This is a genomic window from Sinorhizobium kostiense (assembly GCF_017874595.1).
Taxonomy (GTDB): Bacteria; Pseudomonadota; Alphaproteobacteria; order Rhizobiales; family Rhizobiaceae; genus Sinorhizobium; species Sinorhizobium kostiense.
In genome coordinates this window covers 266388-283659 of the sequence record NZ_JAGILA010000006.1, presented here as the reverse complement: position 1 = coordinate 283659, position 17272 = coordinate 266388, and the positions used below count along the sequence as shown (strand labels likewise).

Below are 17272 nucleotides of genomic sequence, written 5' to 3'. Positions count from 1 at the left end.
AACGCGGCGCGACGTCCTGCGCGATCAAAATTTAACCTTGCCATTTGGAACGATCTAAATTATTCCGGTGCAGCAAGATTGAGGAGGATAGACGTCGATGACCAGCCTGATGCTGCCGCGCCGAGATGGCTCGCTCGAAGAATACCGGCTGCGGGGAACGCCAATCACCCGGCCCGAGAGAGTGCCGAGTTTCAACCGCATCGCCTATGCGGCCGCGCATGTCGTGTCCGATCCTCTGCACGATACGGATCCCTGGGGAAATCCGGCAATCGACTGGGAGGCGACGATGGCGTTTCGTCGTCACCTCTGGAGCCTCGGTTTCAAGATCGCCGAGGCGATGGACACCGCCCAGCGGGGCATGGGGCTTCCCTGGGCGGGCGCCCAGGAATTGATCCGCCGCTCGCTCGCCGAGGCGCGGAGCATTGCCGGCGCCGACCTCGCCTGCGGGGCCGGCACGGACCAGCTCCCCCCGGCGGAGGCCCGCTCGATCGAGGATGTGATTGCCGCCTATGAGGAGCAGATCGGCTTCGTCGAGGCGCAAGGCGGCCGCGCGATCATGATGGCGAGCCGGGCGCTCGCCCGCGTGGCGCACTCTTCAGACGACTACCGGCGCGTCTATGGCCGCATTCTGTCCCAGGCGAAGGACAAGGTCGTGCTGCACTGGCTGGGCGACATGTTCGACCCGCAGCTCAAAGGCTATTGGGGCTCGGAGAATTTCGAAGGGGCGCTCGAAACGGTGCTGTCGATCATCCGCGAGAACAGCTCCAAAGTCGAAGGCATAAAAATTTCGCTCCTCGACAATGGCAAGGAGGTGAAGCTGCGCAATGGCCTGCCGGAGGGCGTGCTCTGCTTCACCGGCGACGATTTCAACTATGCGGAGCTGATCGAGGGCGACGGCGAGAAATACAGCCATGCCTTGCTCGGCATCTTTGACGCCGTGGCGCCCTCGGCTTCAAAGGCGCTCGCCGCGCTCGCGAGCGGGGACGTCGCAACCTTCCGCGGTGTCATCGAACCGACGGTGCCGCTGTCGCGCAAGATCTTCGAGGCACCGACGCTATATTACAAGGCCGGGGTCGTGTTTCTGGCCTGGCTGAACGGCCATCAGCGCCATTTCACCCTCCCGGCCGGCCTGCAATCCGCCCGTGGGCTTCTGCACTATGCGGAAATCTTCCGCCTGGCCGACCAGGCAAATGTGCTCGACAGGCCGGAGCTTGCGGCAACGCGGATGCGGAATTTGCTTGCCGTGCTGGGGGTGGAGCAGGCGGCATAGCATGTCGTTTGCCCCTCATCCCGCTGCTGCGACCTTCTCCCCGCAAGCGGGGCGAAGGAGGCTCGCGGCAATTTCACGCGATACTCAGAGAACGGGCGCCACCAAGGCCCTCTTCGCCAACATCGCATCCGGGCTCGGCAGCTTGCCGCGGAAGTTCTTGTAGGCGTCTTCCGCGTCGATGGCGCCGCCGACGGAATAGATGTGGGCCTTGAGTTTCGCCGCCATTTCCGGATCGAACGGATCGCCGGTCTCCTCGAAGGCGGCGAAAGCGTCGGCGTCGAGCACTTCCGACCACATGTAGGAATAGTAGCCGGCGGAATAACCGTCGCCCGAGAAGACATGCAGGAAATGCGGGCTGCGATGGCGCATGACGATCGAGCTCGGCATGCCGATCCTCTCCAGTGTCGCCGCCTCCAGCTCCGCCGGGTCGGTGACCGCCTCCGCCGTGTGATAGGCCATGTCGACAAGCGCGGACGCCGTGAACTCGACGGTGGCGAACCCGGAATTGAAAGTGCGGGCGGCGAGCACCTTGTCGAGCAGCTCCTCAGGCATCGGCTCCCCGGTTCGGTAGTGCACTGCGTAAGTTTTCAGGATGTCCGGCACCGTCAGCCAATGTTCATAGAGCTGCGACGGCAGTTCGACGAAGTCACGCGAAACGCCGGTGCCGGATACGGTAGGATAGGTGACATTGGAGAGCATGCCGTGCAGCGCATGGCCGAACTCGTGGAAGAGCGTGCGGGCGTCGTCGAGAGAGAGCAGCGCCGGCTTGCCGTCGGCCGGCTTGGCGAAGTTGCAGACATTGTAGACAATCGGGATTTCGCCGACCGCGCCGTTCGTCAGTGTCAACCTGTGCTGCGACTGGAACGAGCTCATCCAGGCGCCGGACCGCTTCAACGGCCGCGCGAAATAGTCGCCCAGGAACAGCGCCACGAGCTTGCCTTGAGAATCGCGGATTTCGAAGACGCGGACATCCGGATGATATGCGGCGATGCCCTTCTTCTCCGTCGCTACGATGCCGAAGAGCCGGCGCGCGACGTCGAAGCAGGCGTCGATGATCCTCTCGAGCTGCAAATACGGCTTCAACTCGCTCTCGGAGAAGCTGAACTTTTCGGCCCTCAGCTTTTCTGCATAGTGGCGCCAATCCCAGGGCATGACCTCGTGATTGCGGCCCTCGGCCATGATCAGGGCGGTAAGCTCCGCCTCTTCCTCGCGAGCCCGCACCAGCGCCTTCGTCCAGACTTGCATGAGAAGACCATTCACCGCGTCGGGTGTCTTCGCCATGGTGTCGTCGAGCTTCAGCGCCGCATAATTCGCGTAGCCGAGCAGCCTCGCCTTTTCCGCCCTGAGCGCTAGCGTCTCGGCGATAATGGCGCGATTGTCGGTCTCGCCGTCGCTTTCGCCGCGCGCGACCCAAGCCCTGAATGCCTGTTCGCGTAACTCGCGATTCTCGGAAAAGGTCAGGAACGGCTCGATGATCGAGCGCGACAGCGTCACCGCATATTTGCCGTCCTCGCCCCGATCCCGCGCCGCGGCGGCCATCGCATCCTTGAGGAAATCCGGAAGGCCGGCGAGTTCCTGCTCGTCGGCGAGCAGCAGCGTCCAGCGCTTCTCGTCGGCAAGCACGTTCTGGCCAAATTTCGCACCTAAGCCGGCCAACTTTTCGTTGATCGCTGCAAGCCGCTCCTGCTCAGGCTTGTCGAGCTTCGCGCCTGATTTGACGAACCCCTTCCAATGCCGCTCGAGGACTCGCGTCGCCTCGAGGTCGAGGCCGAGTTCGCTGCGCTTCTGCCACAGCGCGTCGATCCGGGCGAAGAGGGCCGGATTCGTGCCGATCCTCGAATAGTGCCGCGATAGCTTCGGTGCGATCTCGCGTTCGAGCGCTTGGATCACCTCATTGGTGTGGGCACCAGCTTTGCTCCAGAAGAGCGCGGAGACGCGCGAGAGATCGTCTCCGGCGATCTCCAGCGCGACGATGGTGTTGTCGAAGGTCGGCGGCTGCGGATTGTTGGCGATCGCCTCAATCTCCGCGTCATGGGCTTGAAGCGCCGCTTCGAATGCGGGCGCGAAATCCTCGTCCCTCAGCGCCTCGAAATTCGGCAGGCCTTCGTGTCCGGTCCATTTCACCAAAGCCGGGTTGAGTGAAACGCTGATGGTCATCGATGTTCCTTTCGAATGCAGACGGGCCGCTTAAGGGCCTTCGTAGAGAAGGGAGGTGGCCCGCCCAAAGCGCCGAGCGTCTTACGAGACGCGCCGTCGCAGCGCTTTGACCTGCGGCGTGTCTCTGTCCCCAAATCGAGGTCGATTTAAGGAGACATGGTGGTTGGGCAACCCTAAAGCCGGACGAATCTCGGCCCTTTCGGGTCGCGAAGGCCATTCGAGCGTCACGCCATGATTCCGTCAAGCGGAAAGCGGCGAGGGGCCGCGGACAGCAGGCGCAAATCTTTCGGCGACGCGATTTCCCTCGTTACGAAGTTGCGCTAAGAACGCGCGCTACAGCGCTGCGCGTTTCCAGACGCACCAAGGTCGCTGTGCATTCTATAGTGCTGCGTGTTCTCATTGTTGAATCGGGTGGGATTTAACGGAACATGCGGCGTTTCCCCGCGAGAAGGATCATCCATGACTGTGCGCAATCTCTTCCTTCTGCCCGGCGACGGCATCGGCCCGGAAGCCATGGCGGAAGTCCGCAAAATCATCGAGTACATGAATGCCGAGCTTGGCGCCGGTTTTGTGACGGACGAAGGGCTTGTGGGTGGATCCGCCTATGACGCCCACGGTGCTGCGATCTCGGAAGCGGATATGGCGAAGGCTCTTGCCGCCGATGCGGTGCTCTTCGGCGCCGTCGGCGGGCCAAAATGGGACGCGGTCCCTTACGAGGTGCGGCCGGAAGCAGGCCTCCTGCGGCTTCGCAAGGATCTCGAGCTGTTCGCGAATCTGCGCCCGGCGATCTGCTATCCGGCGCTTGCCAGCGCTTCGTCGCTGAAGCCGGAACTGGTCGAGGGCCTCGATATCCTGATCGTGCGCGAGTTGACGGGCGGCGTCTATTTCGGCGAGCCGAAAGAGATCATCGACCTTGGCAATGGTCAGAAGCGCGGCATCGACACCCAGGTCTACGACACCTATGAGATCGAGCGCATCGCCGGCGTCGCATTCGAGCTGGCGCGCACCCGCAGGAACCGCGTCTGCTCGATGGAAAAGCGCAACGTGATGAAGTCCGGTGTGCTCTGGAACCAGGTGGTCACCGAGACGCACAAGGCGAAATATCCCGACGTCGAGCTCGAGCACATGCTGGCGGATGCGGGCGGCATGCAGCTCGTGCGCCAGCCGAAGCAGTTCGATGTCATCGTCACCGATAACCTCTTCGGCGACATGCTGTCCGACGTCGCGGCGATGCTCACCGGCTCGCTCGGCATGCTGCCCTCCGCCTCGCTCGGCGCGCCCGACGCCAAGACCGGCAAGCGCAAGGCGCTCTACGAGCCGGTTCACGGGTCGGCCCCCGACATCGCCGGCAAGGGCGTTGCCAACCCGATCGCCATGATCGCCTCCTTCGCCATGTGCCTGCGCTATTCCTTCAACCTCGTGAAGGAAGCCGACAATCTGGAAAAGGCGATCGCCAATGTGCTCGACAAGGGCATCCGCACCGGCGACATCATGGCGGAAGGCTGCCGCAAAGTCGGCACCGCCGAGATGGGCGATGCGATCCTTGCCGAATTCAAGGCGCTCTCGGCCTGAGAGCATTTCCGTTCTGATCCGCGAAAAGACACCTCCGGTGGCCACCGGAGGTGTTTTCGCTTTTGGCCCTTGAATTCGCACGATCCGCCTTCAAATCCATGAAAGCGAATGGATATGGAGTAAAAATGCGCCGACCGCTTTCCAGCACCTCGTGGATATTGCTGACGACGATCGTTCTCATGCTTGCGCTGATGCCGCTCGACCCGCATCTGTCGAAGTGGGCGCAGGACCTGCCTGAAGCCGTCGTCGACTTTAATAAGGCGATCACCGATTTTGGTACCTTTGGCTGGATGATCTATGCATCCGCCTTCCTGCTGCTGGTTGCCCTCATCGCCAAACGCGCCGCGCAACAGGAGACGGTGCGGCAGCGAGCGCGAACGGTGCGGAGACTTTCCGCCTATTTCCTTCTGACGATCGGCACCGCAAGCGTGCTGGTTCACGGGCTGAAATTCCTGATCGGCCGGGCCCGTCCGGAGCTCATGGAAGAATATGGCGCCTACAGCTTGACGCCGTTCACCGGCGAACGCTTGTTCGAGAGTTTCCCCTCCGGCCACTCGACCGCAGCCGGCGCCCTGTTCGGTGCCTTTGCGATGCTGATGCCGCAGTTCCGGCCACTGTTCTTCGTGTTCGCCATGACGATCGGGATGTCGCGCGTGATCGTCGGCGCACATTACCCAAGCGATGTGGCGGCCGGCCTTCTGCTCGGTCTCTGGACGGCCGTGATGATCGCCTTCCTCTTCGCGCGGCAAGGCTGGCATTTCCGCTGGGGTGCCAATGGCTGGCCGGTGCCCAATAGCGCGCATGCGGCTTCACGCCAAGAGCCCCAAGCCGAGCAATGAAAAAGCCGGCGCGGAAAGCCGCGCCGGAGTCGGGAGAGGTCACTTGGAAATCTTGGAGCGGACGCCATAGACAGTTTTCCGCGCCCGCTCCCGGAGTTTATCAATCGGCGCTGATATCGCGGTCCTTGGTTTCCGGCAGGAAAAGCAAGCCGATGACCAGGGTGATGCCGGCGAAGACGATCGGGTACCACAGGCCGTAGTAGATATCGCCCTTGGCCGCGCTCATCGCGAAGGCCGTTGCCGGCAGCAGACCGCCGAACCAGCCGTTGCCGATGTGGTAGGGCAGCGACATGCCAGTGTAGCGGATGCGGGTCGGGAAGAGCTCGACGAGGAGCGCAGCGATCGGGCCGTAGACCATCGTCACATAGATCACGAGAACGGTCAGGATGGCGATGATCGTTACCCAGTCGACGCGGGCGGGGTCCGAAACCATCGTGAAGGCGCCGGCTTTTTCGATCGAGTAGACCGCCATTTCGCTTGCGCCGCCGAGTTCCTGCTCGGTCAGCAGCTTGTCGGCGAGCAGCTTGTCCGCCGGCATCATGGTCTTGTCGCCGGAGCGGATGGCAGCCGCGTCAAGTGCCAGTTCCGGATTCGCCGCGACGAAGGCGTCGAGCTTCGTTTCCGGCACCTTGGCCGCACCCCGCACCAGGGGATAGCCCGAAGCCTGAAGCGCCATGTTGACCTGCTTGCCGAATGCCGCCTCGCTGGCCTTGGCCTTGTCGCCAGCGGCAACCGCGTCGTAGCTGGTGATCGTCGTATCGCCTACATTGACTGTCGCCGGCGTTCCCGCGGCCGCCGTGGTCACGACGTCGTAGGGAACGGAGTTCTTGGTCAGGAAGGCGGTGGCGATGTCGCAGGAGGTGGTGAACTTCTGCACGCCCGTCGGGTTGAACTGGAAATTGCAGTCGCCCGGAGCAGCCGTTACCGTGGCACGGACATTCTGCTGCGCTTCGGCAAGAGCCGGATTGCCTGCCCAGGTCATAGCCTTGAACAGCGGGAAATAGGTGAGCATGGCGAGCAGCAGGCCGGCCATGATGATCGGCTTGCGACCGATCTTGTCCGACAGCCAGCCGAAGAAGACGAAGAAGCCGGTGCCGAGCAGGAGCGAAGCGGCGACCATCAGGTTGGCCGATTGCGCATCCACCTTCAAGACGCCCGTCAGGAAGAAGAGCGCATAGAACTGACCGGAATACCAGACGACGGCCTGGCCGACGACGGCGCCGAAGAGTGCAAGAATGGCGATTTTAGCGTTCCGCCACTCGCCAAAGGCCTCCTTCAGCGGCGCCTTCGAACCCTTGCCTTCCTCCTTCATCCGCTTGAACGCGGGCGATTCGTTCATCTTCAGCCGGATCCAGACGGAAACGCCGAGCAGTACGCAGGAGAGCAGGAAGGGGATGCGCCATCCCCAGGCGGCGAAGGCTTCTTTGCCGACCAGGTACTGGACGAACAGAATGACGATCAGCGACAGGAACAGGCCAAGCGTTGCCGTTGTCTGTATCCAGGACGTGAAGTAACCACGCCGGCCATGCGGTGCATGTTCCGCGACATAGGTCGCGGCACCGCCATATTCGCCGCCGAGCGCAAGGCCCTGAAGCAGGCGCAGGATGATCAGGATGATCGGTGCCGCGATGCCGATCGAAGCGGAGCCTGGCAACACGCCGACGAGGAAGGTCGAGAGACCCATGATCAGGATGGTGACGAGGAAGGTATATTTGCGGCCGACGAGGTCGCCGAGACGGCCGAAAACGAGCGCACCGAAAGGGCGAACCAGGAAGCCCGCGGCAAAGGCGAGCAGCGCGAAGATCGCCTGGGTCGTCGGCGGATACTGGCTGAAGAAGGTCGCGCCGATATAAAGGGCAAGCGAACCGTAAAGATAGAAATCGTACCACTCGAAGACTGTGCCGAGCGAGGAGGCGAAGATGACCTTCTTCTCCTCTGCGGTCATGGGACCGGCTCTCGCGCCGTCCGCCGTTGCGATATTCGCCATACTGATATCCTCCACTTCAAAATCGCATGTTGCGCGCCCGTCCTTCGTCGACCCGGTTTCCTCCCTTAAGTCTCCGGATAGGGTGCGCCTGATGAAAAGATGTCAGAAAAGCGCCCGCCAAGGCAGGGATGCTTTCGTTCTATGACTTTCGTCTAAGGCTGCGATGGCGGCGCGTCGGCCGCGTACAGAGAAGATTGAGGCGGCCCGGCGTCAGCGGCTTGACTCCTGCCGAAAAGCCGGTATGAGCAGCGGCGAACGAGGAAACCGCCATGCGACCGACTCTTGCGTCCATCGCCCAGCCGATCCTGCCGGCCCCTGTCGGTGAGGCTCGCCTTTTCTCGCTCGCCAGCAAAACAACGGCCAAAACGACGACGAAAACCGTCTGACGTCCCTGGCCCTCCGCTCTCTCCCCGGTAAGGCCGGGGAAAGGAGCTTCGCGGGCGTTCCCCGCGGCTCCCCCTCCACCAGACGAGGAGAGACAGAAAGAGAGCTTAGAATCATGGGTTTCAAGATTGCAGTCGCAGGCGCCACCGGCAATGTCGGCCGGGAGATGCTGAACATCCTTTCCGAACGTGGATTTCCTGCGGACGAGGTTGTGGCGCTCGCCTCCTCGCGCTCCGTCGGCACCGAGGTTTCCTATGGCGACAAGACGCTGAAGGTCTCCAATCTCGAAACCTATGACTTCTCCGATACAGACATCTGCCTGATGTCGGCCGGCGGCGCGGTGTCGCTGAAATATTCGCCGAAGATCGGCCAGCAGGGCTGCGTCGTCATCGACAACTCCTCGGCCTGGCGCTACGACGCCGACGTGCCGCTGATCGTGCCGGAAGTCAACCCGGACGCGATCTCCGGCTTTTCCAAGAAGAATATCATTGCCAACCCGAATTGCTCGACCGCGCAGCTCGTCGTGGCGCTGAAGCCGCTGCACGATCGCGCGACGATCAAGCGCGTCGTCGTTTCCACCTACCAATCGGTCTCGGGCGCCGGCAAGGACGGCATGGACGAGCTCTTCAACCAGACCCGCGCGGTCTTCGTCGCCGACCCGATCGAGAGCAAGAAGTTCACCAAGCGCATCGCCTTCAACGTCATTCCGCACATCGACGTCTTCATGGAAGACGGCTACACCAAGGAAGAGTGGAAGGTGCTTGCCGAAACCAAGAAGATGCTTGACCCGAAGATCAAGGTGACCTGCACGGCCGTGCGCGTCCCGGTCTTCATCGGTCATTCGGAATCGGTCAACATCGAATTCGAAAACGAGATCACCGCCGACGAGGCGCGTGAAATCCTGCGCGAGGCGCCGGGTTGCCTTGTTGTCGACAAGCGCGAAAACGGCGGCTATGTGACGCCTTACGAATGCGCCGGCGAAGACGCGACCTACATCTCGCGCATCCGCGAGGACGCAACGGTCGAGAACGGACTGAACATGTGGGTCGTCTCTGACAACCTGCGCAAGGGTGCGGCGCTCAATGCCGTTCAGATCGCCGAGCTCCTGATCAATCGCGGCCTGATCAAGCCGCGCAAGCAGGCCGCCTAAAAAACGACATCGATGGAAGAGAGAAGCCCTGCATGGCTGCCATGACTTGCGGGGCTTTCCAGGAGCGACGTTCGTATTATCAGGCGCACCACAGCGCCGCGCGACGTGGCAGCACCGCCGGACGGTGACGGTCCGGTTCTTGAAGGCAACAGATACGGGCAATGATGGGGTATTCCATGCACAGGGTGAAGAGCACAGCATTGGGGCTCGCGGCCCTCATTTCGACGATCGTTCTTCCGGCGGCCGCCTCCGCGGCGCAATGCGGCAATGACGGCCGCGGCTTTTCGGCCTGGGTCGAAGGGTTCAAGCGCGAGGCTTCGTCCAACGGCATCAGCCCGTCGGTGGTCGATCAGGCACTTGCCGGCGTGTCCTACAACAGGGCCACGATCCGCGCCGACCGCGGCCAGAAGAGCTTCAAGCTCTCGCTCGACCAGTTCATGCAGAAGCGCGGCGGTCAAGCGATCATCTCGCGCGGCAGGAAGATGCGCGCGCAGCACGCCAAGCTGTTCGCTTCGATCGAGAGCCGCTACGGTGTCCCGGCCGGCCCGCTCGTTGCCATTTGGGGCATGGAAACGGGTTTTGGCTCGTTCATGGGCAAGGAGCACACGCTCTCGGCCGTCGCCACCCTTGCCTATGATTGCCGCCGCTCCGACTACTTTACCGAACAGCTCTATGCCGCATTGCAGCTTGTCGGCCGCGGTGACCTTAACCCGGGCGCCCGCGGCGCCGCCCACGGCGAGATCGGCCAGACGCAATTCCTGCCGCTGAACGTGCTGAAATACGGGGTCGACGGCGACGGCGACGGCCATATCGACATGGTACGCTCCAAGACCGATGCGCTGGCGTCCACCGCGAACTTCCTGCGCGGTCATGGTTGGCAGCCGGGTGCAGGCTATCAGCCCGGGCAGCCCAACTTCGCTGCCATTCAGGGCTGGAACGCTGCCAGCGTCTACCAGCAGGCGATCGCCATCATCGGCGCCGAAATCGACGGCGATTGATCAGGGAATCATCTCCGGAGCTTATTAGAGCCTTTCCGGGTTAAATGGAAACATTCTGCCGGAGCAGGTTTTCGTCAGGGCAGAGGCGACGTCGCGCCCTTTCGTTGAGCTGGTGCACTTCACATTCCCGGCCGCGCAAAATCGCCGGTCTTGGCGTCCATTACCCAAAGCTCGCCGGTCGAGATATCGAACCAGGCGCCGTGAAGACGCAGCTTGCCCTTGGCCTCGAGAATCTGCACGCACGGAAAGGTCTTGAGATTGGCGACCGAGTTGCGGATCGACACGCGCTCGAGCGCCCGCTGGCGTTCCGACTGGGTCATGTAATCGGTGTTCTGGATCTGCTCGGCAGCGGGTTTCAACAGGTTCATCCAGCGGCCGATGAAATCGCCGGGGGAGAGAGGCTCCGCGTCGGGGTCCAGTGCCGCCTTGATGCCGCCGCAGCGGCCGTGGCCCATCACCACGATATCGCTGACGCGCAGGGACTGGACCGCAAACTCGAGCGCGGCCGATGTCGAGTGATAGTGGCCGTCCGGCTCGTAAGGCGGCATCAGATTGGCAACGTTGCGGACGACGAACAACTCCCCCGGGCCGCTGTCGAAGATCGTCTCCGGCGCCGCGCGTGAGTCGCAACAGGCGATCACCATCGTCGTCGGTTTTTGCCCGCTCTCGGCGAGCGTCCGGTAGCGTTGCTGCTGTTCGCTGAAGCGACCGCTCATGAAATTGCGGTAGCCCGCCAGGAGATGTTCCGGAAAGCTCTGCTTCTCCATCAGTTACCCCGTGTGATCCACATTGCATCAATTGCCGCTCTATGGCGTGGGCACCAAGGAGCCTCGAACTGTTACAGCGAGCCCCGCGCGCCGAAAAGGGAAAATAGCCCTTATGAGCGATTTCTTTTGTAGCCGGGCCGCCTATTTCCGTCGCATTTGGCTTGGATGTATGAGCCGACGCATCTGTACCATCGCCATTGGCGCTGCCAGGCTCGAGGCGTCCTGTTCGAGCGTCAGTTCATCGGCGCCGCGCTTGGCCGTGCGCGCTATGACTTCGAAAACGCTGGCGGTGGCCATTTGCAGCGCGCGCTCCTCGGAAAGGCCCTGCAGCAGCCGCGCGAGAAACACCGCTGACAACAGGTCGCCCGAACCATTCGGGTTATCTTCGACCAGCCGATGTTCGGCAAGCAGCGCATGGCGTCCGGAGAGATAGAGGTTGCCGGTTCCGCCGCTCATCATCGGCACCGCCGAAGATACGAGCACGCGCGGAGGCCCCAGATCGACTGCCGCATCGAGGATTGCCGCATTCGACTCGAGCTCGGCGCCAGCCAGCCAGGAGAGTTCGAACCGATTCGGCGTCGCCAGGGTCGCAAGCGGCAGCAACCGGTCGCGAATGGCCTCTGCAATCTCGGTCGGCACGTAAAGACCGCTGGCGTCACCGATGACCGGATCGCAGGCATAGAAGAGATCGGGATTGCGGCGCCTGAGCGCGCTCACCAGCCTGGCGACGCCCTCAGCCTGCCCGGGCGAACCGAGATAGCCGGAGAGGACGGCGCGCACTTCGCCGATCCAGCGGGCGTTGACGAGATCGTCGATGATAGATTGGAACTCCGGTTCCGGCAGCGTCAAACGCGTCGAGCGGCCATGACCGGGATGCCAAGGCAGGATAACGGTCGGCAGCGCCCAGACACGGTGCCCGAGCGTCTCAAGCGCGAAGACCACTGCCCGATTGCCCACCGTGCCACGAACCACATGGCTGGAGACGACGATAACGGCACCGGGCTCGGCTGCACTGTCGGACATCGGACGATCCCTTGATTCTGGCGGAACGAAGAAGAGCCTATGCGGTTTTCCGCCCGACTGTCGAGCCACCCGCCGATAGCCATCGAACGCGCCCTTCCGAATGTTCCGACGTTTTCATTCGTTTTCGTCGTTTTTTGAGAAATCTTTGCAAAATCTCTCCCGATTTAAATGGATTTAGGTCGATTCCGCGTCGATTTCGACGAAAACAGGCTCGATTTCGCCCAAATCCATCTAAAAAACGGTCGCCATTGGCCATGGTTCTGATAGGTTCGGCCATCATGATTGGGGGAACGAGTTCATGGGCGTGAAATACAACCCGAAGCGGGATCGGCACATCGATGCGGCCCGGGCGGCGGTGAGCAAGATCGGGGTCGACACCTTGCCGCCGGAGATCCTCTTCGGGGGCGCGAGCAACGACGATCTCGATCTTTATTCGCCGGATATGCTGGCGCTGACCGCGGCGCACGCGCGCGCGGAACTGGCCCGTTGGGACGGCGGCAAGCCGCAGGTTTCGGTAGAAACGGTGCCAGGGGTGGCGCCGGGCGGAACCGACGTCTCGATCATAGCGATCACCGAGCGCAACATGCCGTTCCTCTACGACTCGGTCATGGGCGAGGTGACGAGTACCCATCGGGACATCCATCTGGCGATCCATCCCATCCTCGTGATGCAGCCCGGTCATGCGGTGAAGCTCTACGATCCGGACGAGGAAAGCGATCCGGCCCACCGCGTCAGCCATATCCAAATTCACCTGGGCAAGCTGACGCCGCTGGAGGCGCGCTCACTGAGCAAGCGCATAACCGATGTCCTGGAGCAGGTCCACCAGGCCGTGCACGACTGGCCTGCTATGACGGCGCTACTCGACCAGGTAATGCGTGAGCTCGAGGACTACAACGCTTCGCGCAAGAAGAGCGATCGCGACGAGGCGCTCGCTTTCCTTCGCTGGCTAAGGGACAACAATTTCACCTTTCTCGGAATGCGGGAATACACCTACTCCGGCAAGGGCGAGGAGGCGACGGTCGAGCGCGGCAAGGGCAGGGGGCTTGGTATTCTCTCCAATCCGGAGGTGCGGGTTCTCAGGCTCGGCAAGGATGCCGTGTTCACGACGCCGGAGATCCTCGCCTTTCTCGAAGGGCCCGATTTCCTGATCGTTACCAAGGCCAATGTGAAATCAGTCGTGCATCGCCGCGCCTACATGGACTATATCGGCGTGAAGCGCTTCGACTCCTCCGGCAATGTCGTCGGCGAGTTGCGCATCGTCGGCCTCTTCACCTCGACTGCCTACACCCGACAGGCGGCAGAGATTCCGCTTCTTCGGCACAAGATCGAGAAGATCATCGACCATTTCGGCTACGACCCGCAGAGTCACTCGGGCAAGATGCTGGCAAACACGCTGGAGTCCTATCCGCGCGACGATCTTTTCCAGATCGATATCGGGCTTCTCGCGGCCTTCTGCGAACAGATCAACGAGCTCGGCGACCGGCCGCGCGTGCGGGTTCTGCCACGCATCGACCAATTCGACCGTTTCGTCTCGGTTATCGTCTTCGTGCCGCGCGAACAATATGATTCCAGCGTTCGCGAAAAGATCGGCGACTATCTGAAGACCGTCTATGACGGCCGGGTTTCCGCCTACTATCCCGCCTTCCCGGAAGGGGGGCTGGCACGCGTGCACTTCATCATCGGCCGGTCGGGCGGCAAGACGCCGCGCGTCCCGCAGGCCAAGCTCGAGGAAGCGGTTCGCACCATCGTCACCCGCTGGACCGACCGCTTCAACCTGCTCGCCCGCAACGACGGCATCGAACTCTCTGCCGGCGAAGCCTATCAGGCAGCCTTCACCCCCGCAGAAGCCTATGCCGATCTCGGCCACATCGCGGCTTGCAAGAGCGACGATCCGATCCGCATCTCCTTCTACCACCGCCACGACGAAAGGCCGGATGCACTCGAACTGAAGATTTTCCACGCGAACGATCCGGTCTCGCTCTCTCGGCGCGTGCCGCTGCTCGAAAACCTCGGTTTCCGCGTCATCAGCGAGCAGACGTACGATATCGGCGTGCGCGTCCATGCGGAGGAACCGTGCCACGTCGTGCTGCACGACATGGAACTCAGCCGTCGCGATGGACATGAGGTCAATCTCGCCAGGACCGGCCCAGCTCTGGAGGAGGCCTTCCTCGCCGCCTGGAGCGGCACGATCGAGGACGACAATTTCAACAGGCTGGTCCTGCTGGCGGGGCTCACCGCCCGCGAGGTCACGGTGTTGCGCGCCTATGCGCGCTATTTGCGGCAGGCGGGCATCACCTATTCGCAAGGGTATATCGCCGATACGCTGAACAAGTACCCGGCGATCGCAGCCGATATCTTCCGCCTGTTTTCGACCAGGCTCGACCCGCAAATCGAGGCGAAGGCGCGAGCGAAGAAGACCAACGCGTTGCTCGCGGCCATCGAAGAGGCGCTCTCGAAGGTGCCGAGCCTAGACGAGGACCGCATCCTGCGCCGCTACGTCAACGCGATCCAGGCGACGCTCAGAACCAACTATTTCCAGAGGGATTCGGAGGGGAGGCCCCGCCCGGTGCTTGCTGTCAAGCTCGATCCGAAGGCGCTCGAGGGCCTGCCGGAACCGCGCCCCTTCCGCGAGATATTCGTCTACGGCACGGAGGTCGAGGGCGTGCACCTGCGCTTCGGCAAGGTGGCGCGCGGCGGGCTTCGCTGGTCCGATCGGGCGCAGGACTACCGCACCGAGGTGCTGGGCCTCGTCAAGGCGCAGCAGGTCAAGAACGCGGTTATTGTTCCGGTCGGCGCCAAGGGGGGCTTCTATCCGAAACAACTGCCCGTCGGCGGCAGCCGCGACGAAATCTTCAAGGCAGGTACCGAAGCCTACAAGACCTTCATCCGCAGCCTGCTCTCGGTGACCGACAACATCGTCGGACAGGATATCGTCCCGCCCCCGCAAACGGTACGGCTCGACGGCGACGACCCCTACTTCGTCGTTGCGGCCGACAAGGGAACCGCGACCTTCTCGGACACGGCGAATGCGCTGGCGCAGGAGGCGGGCTTCTGGCTCGATGACGCCTTCGCCTCCGGCGGCTCTGCCGGTTACGACCACAAGAAGATGGGCATCACCGCGCGTGGGGCCTGGGAGGCGGTCAAGCGTCACTTCCGCGAGATGGACATCGACATACAAACGACGCCCTTCACGGTCGCAGGCGTCGGCGACATGTCGGGCGACGTCTTCGGCAATGGCATGCTGCTTTCGGAGAAAATCCGGCTGGTCGCCGCCTTCGACCATCGCGACATCTTCATCGATCCGGATCCGGACACCGACCTCTCCTTCGCCGAGCGCAAGCGCATGTTCGACCTGCCGCGATCGAGCTGGCAGGACTATGACCGGAAGGCGCTTTCGCCCGGAGGCATGATCATCTCCCGCTCGGAGAAGCTGGTGACGCTGACGCCGGAGGCCATGGCGGCGATCGGCGTCGACAAGCAGAAGGCAACGCCGTTCGAGATCATGAACGCCATCCTGAAAAGCCCGGTCGACCTTCTCTGGTTCGGCGGCATCGGCACCTATGTGCGGGGCAGCAATGAGACCGATGCGGAAGTCGGCGACCGCGCCAACGATCCGATCCGCGTGACAGCGGAAGAGGTGCGCGCCCGGGTGATCGGCGAAGGCGCCAATCTCGGCGTCACGCAGAAGGGCCGCATCGGCTACTCGCTCGCGGGTGGACGCTGCAATTCCGATGCGATCGACAATTCGGCGGGCGTCAATTCCTCCGACGTCGAGGTCAACATCAAGATCGCGCTCGCCTCCGCCATGCGCGACGGCCGCCTCACCAGGCCGAAGCGCAACGCCCTGCTGGCATCGATGACCGAAGAGGTCGCCAGCCTCGTGCTTCGCAACAACTACCAGCAATCGCTGGCGATCTCGCTCACCGAAAGGCAGGGCCTCGCCAACCGGACGCCCCTGGCGCGGCTGATGGCACGGCTCGAGGCCGACGGCCACCTCAACCGCAAGGTGGAGACCTTGCCGACGGACCAGGCGATGGGGGAGCGCTATCAAGCGGGCAAGCCGCTGACGCGTCCCGAGATCGGCGTTCTGCTCTCCTATGCGAAGCTGGTTCTGTTCGACGAATTGATCGAGAGCGGGCTGCCGGACGACCCCTATTTCACCGCAACGCTCGAAGGCTATTTCCCCGCGAAGATGCGCAAGACCTATGCCGGCGACATTCACGGGCATCGGCTGCGCCGTGAGATCATTGCGACGATGCTCGCAAACGAAACGATCAACCGCGGCGGGCCTGCCTTCGTGTCAACGCTGATGGATGCCACCGGCCTGCTTTCCGCCGATGTCGTCAAGGCGGCCGTGCTGGCGCTTGACGGCTTCGACCTGCCGCGGATCTATGGCGAGATCGACGCACTCGACAATAAAGTCGGCGGGCAGCTCCAGAACGAGCTTTACCAGGAAGTCGGGCGCATCTTTTCCTTCGTTGCCGAAAGGGCGCTGCGCACCCGTGCAGCTGAGGGTCCCGTTTCGGAAGCTGTCGGAACGCTCCAGAATGGGCTGCAAAAGCTGCGCGGCACGGTTCGCGGGGCCACTTCCGGCGAAAGCGCCGAGGGCGCCCGGCTGAAGGCGGCCTCCTTCATCGAGCGGGGCGTGCCGGCGAAGCTTGCCGAGGAGATCGCTGAGCTTTCGCTGATGACCCTGGTGCCCGAGATCATGCAGATTGCCTCAGAGACGGCTGAGCCGCTGACCCGCACCGCGCAAGCCTATTTCGCCGTGACGGAAAACCTCGGGATCGACCGGCTGCTGACCGCCGCCGATCGCGTTCCCGCCAGCGAGCAATTCGAGGCACTGGCACTGGCGCGTGCGATCGCCGACATCGCCGGAGCGCGGCGCGATGTTGCCACGGCGGCGCTGGTCGCACACAAAGCCGAACGAAATCCCGTTCATGCCTGGCAGGAAAAGGACCGCACCCGACTGTCGCGCCTTGGTGAACAGCTGAAACTGCTCACGGAAAAGGGGGAGACCACGCTTGCGAAGATTGCCGTGGCCGCCGGCCTTCTCAGCGACCTTGCACGCGGCAGGACGAAATGACACAGTCCCCCCGGGTTGCGCTTCCCGGGGGCTGATTGT

10 protein-coding genes are annotated in these 17272 nt (G+C 62.6%); 6 read left to right on the top strand and 4 right to left on the bottom strand.

Annotated features, from left to right (window positions below; genetic code table 11):
* Positions 1-97: 97 nt before the first annotated feature.
* Positions 98-1270: a dihydrodipicolinate synthase family protein gene (locus tag J2Z31_RS21030; RefSeq protein ID WP_209604255.1), complete on the top strand. Its 1173-nt coding sequence runs from the start codon at positions 98-100 to the stop codon at positions 1268-1270.
* Positions 1271-1354: 84 nt separating this feature from the next.
* Here J2Z31_RS21030 and J2Z31_RS21025 read toward each other — a convergent pair whose 3' ends face one another.
* Positions 1355-3427 carry a M3 family metallopeptidase gene (locus tag J2Z31_RS21025; protein WP_209604253.1) on the bottom strand — a complete coding sequence of 691 codons (2073 nt, stop codon included), beginning with the start codon at positions 3425-3427 and terminating at the stop codon, positions 1355-1357.
* A 459-nt stretch (positions 3428-3886) separates the two neighbouring features.
* Here J2Z31_RS21025 and leuB point away from each other — a divergent pair, with 459 nt between their 5' ends.
* A complete protein-coding gene (leuB, locus tag J2Z31_RS21020; protein WP_209604251.1) occupies positions 3887-4999 on the top strand; it encodes a 3-isopropylmalate dehydrogenase in 1113 nt (370 codons plus the stop codon).
* 125 nt (positions 5000-5124) lie between these two features.
* Positions 5125-5838 carry a phosphatase PAP2 family protein gene (locus J2Z31_RS21015; protein ID WP_209604249.1) on the top strand — a complete coding sequence of 238 codons (714 nt, stop codon included), beginning with the start codon at positions 5125-5127 and terminating at the stop codon, positions 5836-5838.
* A 100-nt stretch (positions 5839-5938) separates the two neighbouring features.
* Here J2Z31_RS21015 and J2Z31_RS21010 read toward each other — a convergent pair whose 3' ends face one another.
* The gene (locus J2Z31_RS21010; protein WP_209604247.1) at positions 5939-7825 is read right to left on the bottom strand and encodes an MFS transporter; all 1887 of its coding nucleotides are present in this window, start codon (positions 7823-7825) and stop codon (positions 5939-5941) included.
* Positions 7826-8324: 499 nt separating this feature from the next.
* Here J2Z31_RS21010 and J2Z31_RS21005 point away from each other — a divergent pair, with 499 nt between their 5' ends.
* Both J2Z31_RS21005 and J2Z31_RS21000 read left to right on the top strand, forming a co-directional pair.
* Positions 8325-9359: an aspartate-semialdehyde dehydrogenase gene (locus tag J2Z31_RS21005; protein WP_209604245.1), complete on the top strand. Its 1035-nt coding sequence runs from the start codon at positions 8325-8327 to the stop codon at positions 9357-9359.
* 176 nt (positions 9360-9535) lie between these two features.
* Complete coding sequence (locus J2Z31_RS21000) at positions 9536-10357, top strand: lytic murein transglycosylase (protein WP_209604237.1); 822 nt, start codon at positions 9536-9538, stop codon at positions 10355-10357.
* Positions 10358-10476: 119 nt separating this feature from the next.
* Here the strand turns inward: J2Z31_RS21000 and J2Z31_RS20995 are convergent, their stop codons facing one another.
* On the bottom strand, positions 10477-11124 hold the full coding sequence (locus tag J2Z31_RS20995) for a carbonic anhydrase (protein ID WP_209604227.1): 648 nt from the start codon (positions 11122-11124) through the stop codon (positions 10477-10479).
* A gap of 141 nt (positions 11125-11265) precedes the next feature.
* Positions 11266-12147, bottom strand: coding sequence for a pyridoxal kinase PdxY (gene pdxY, locus J2Z31_RS20990; RefSeq protein WP_209604226.1), 882 nt, complete (start codon positions 12145-12147; stop codon positions 11266-11268).
* A 298-nt stretch (positions 12148-12445) separates the two neighbouring features.
* Between pdxY and J2Z31_RS20985 the strand changes: the two genes are divergently transcribed.
* A complete protein-coding gene (locus J2Z31_RS20985) occupies positions 12446-17233 on the top strand; it encodes an NAD-glutamate dehydrogenase (protein WP_209604224.1) in 4788 nt (1595 codons plus the stop codon).
* The last annotated feature ends 39 nt before the right edge of the window (positions 17234-17272 follow it).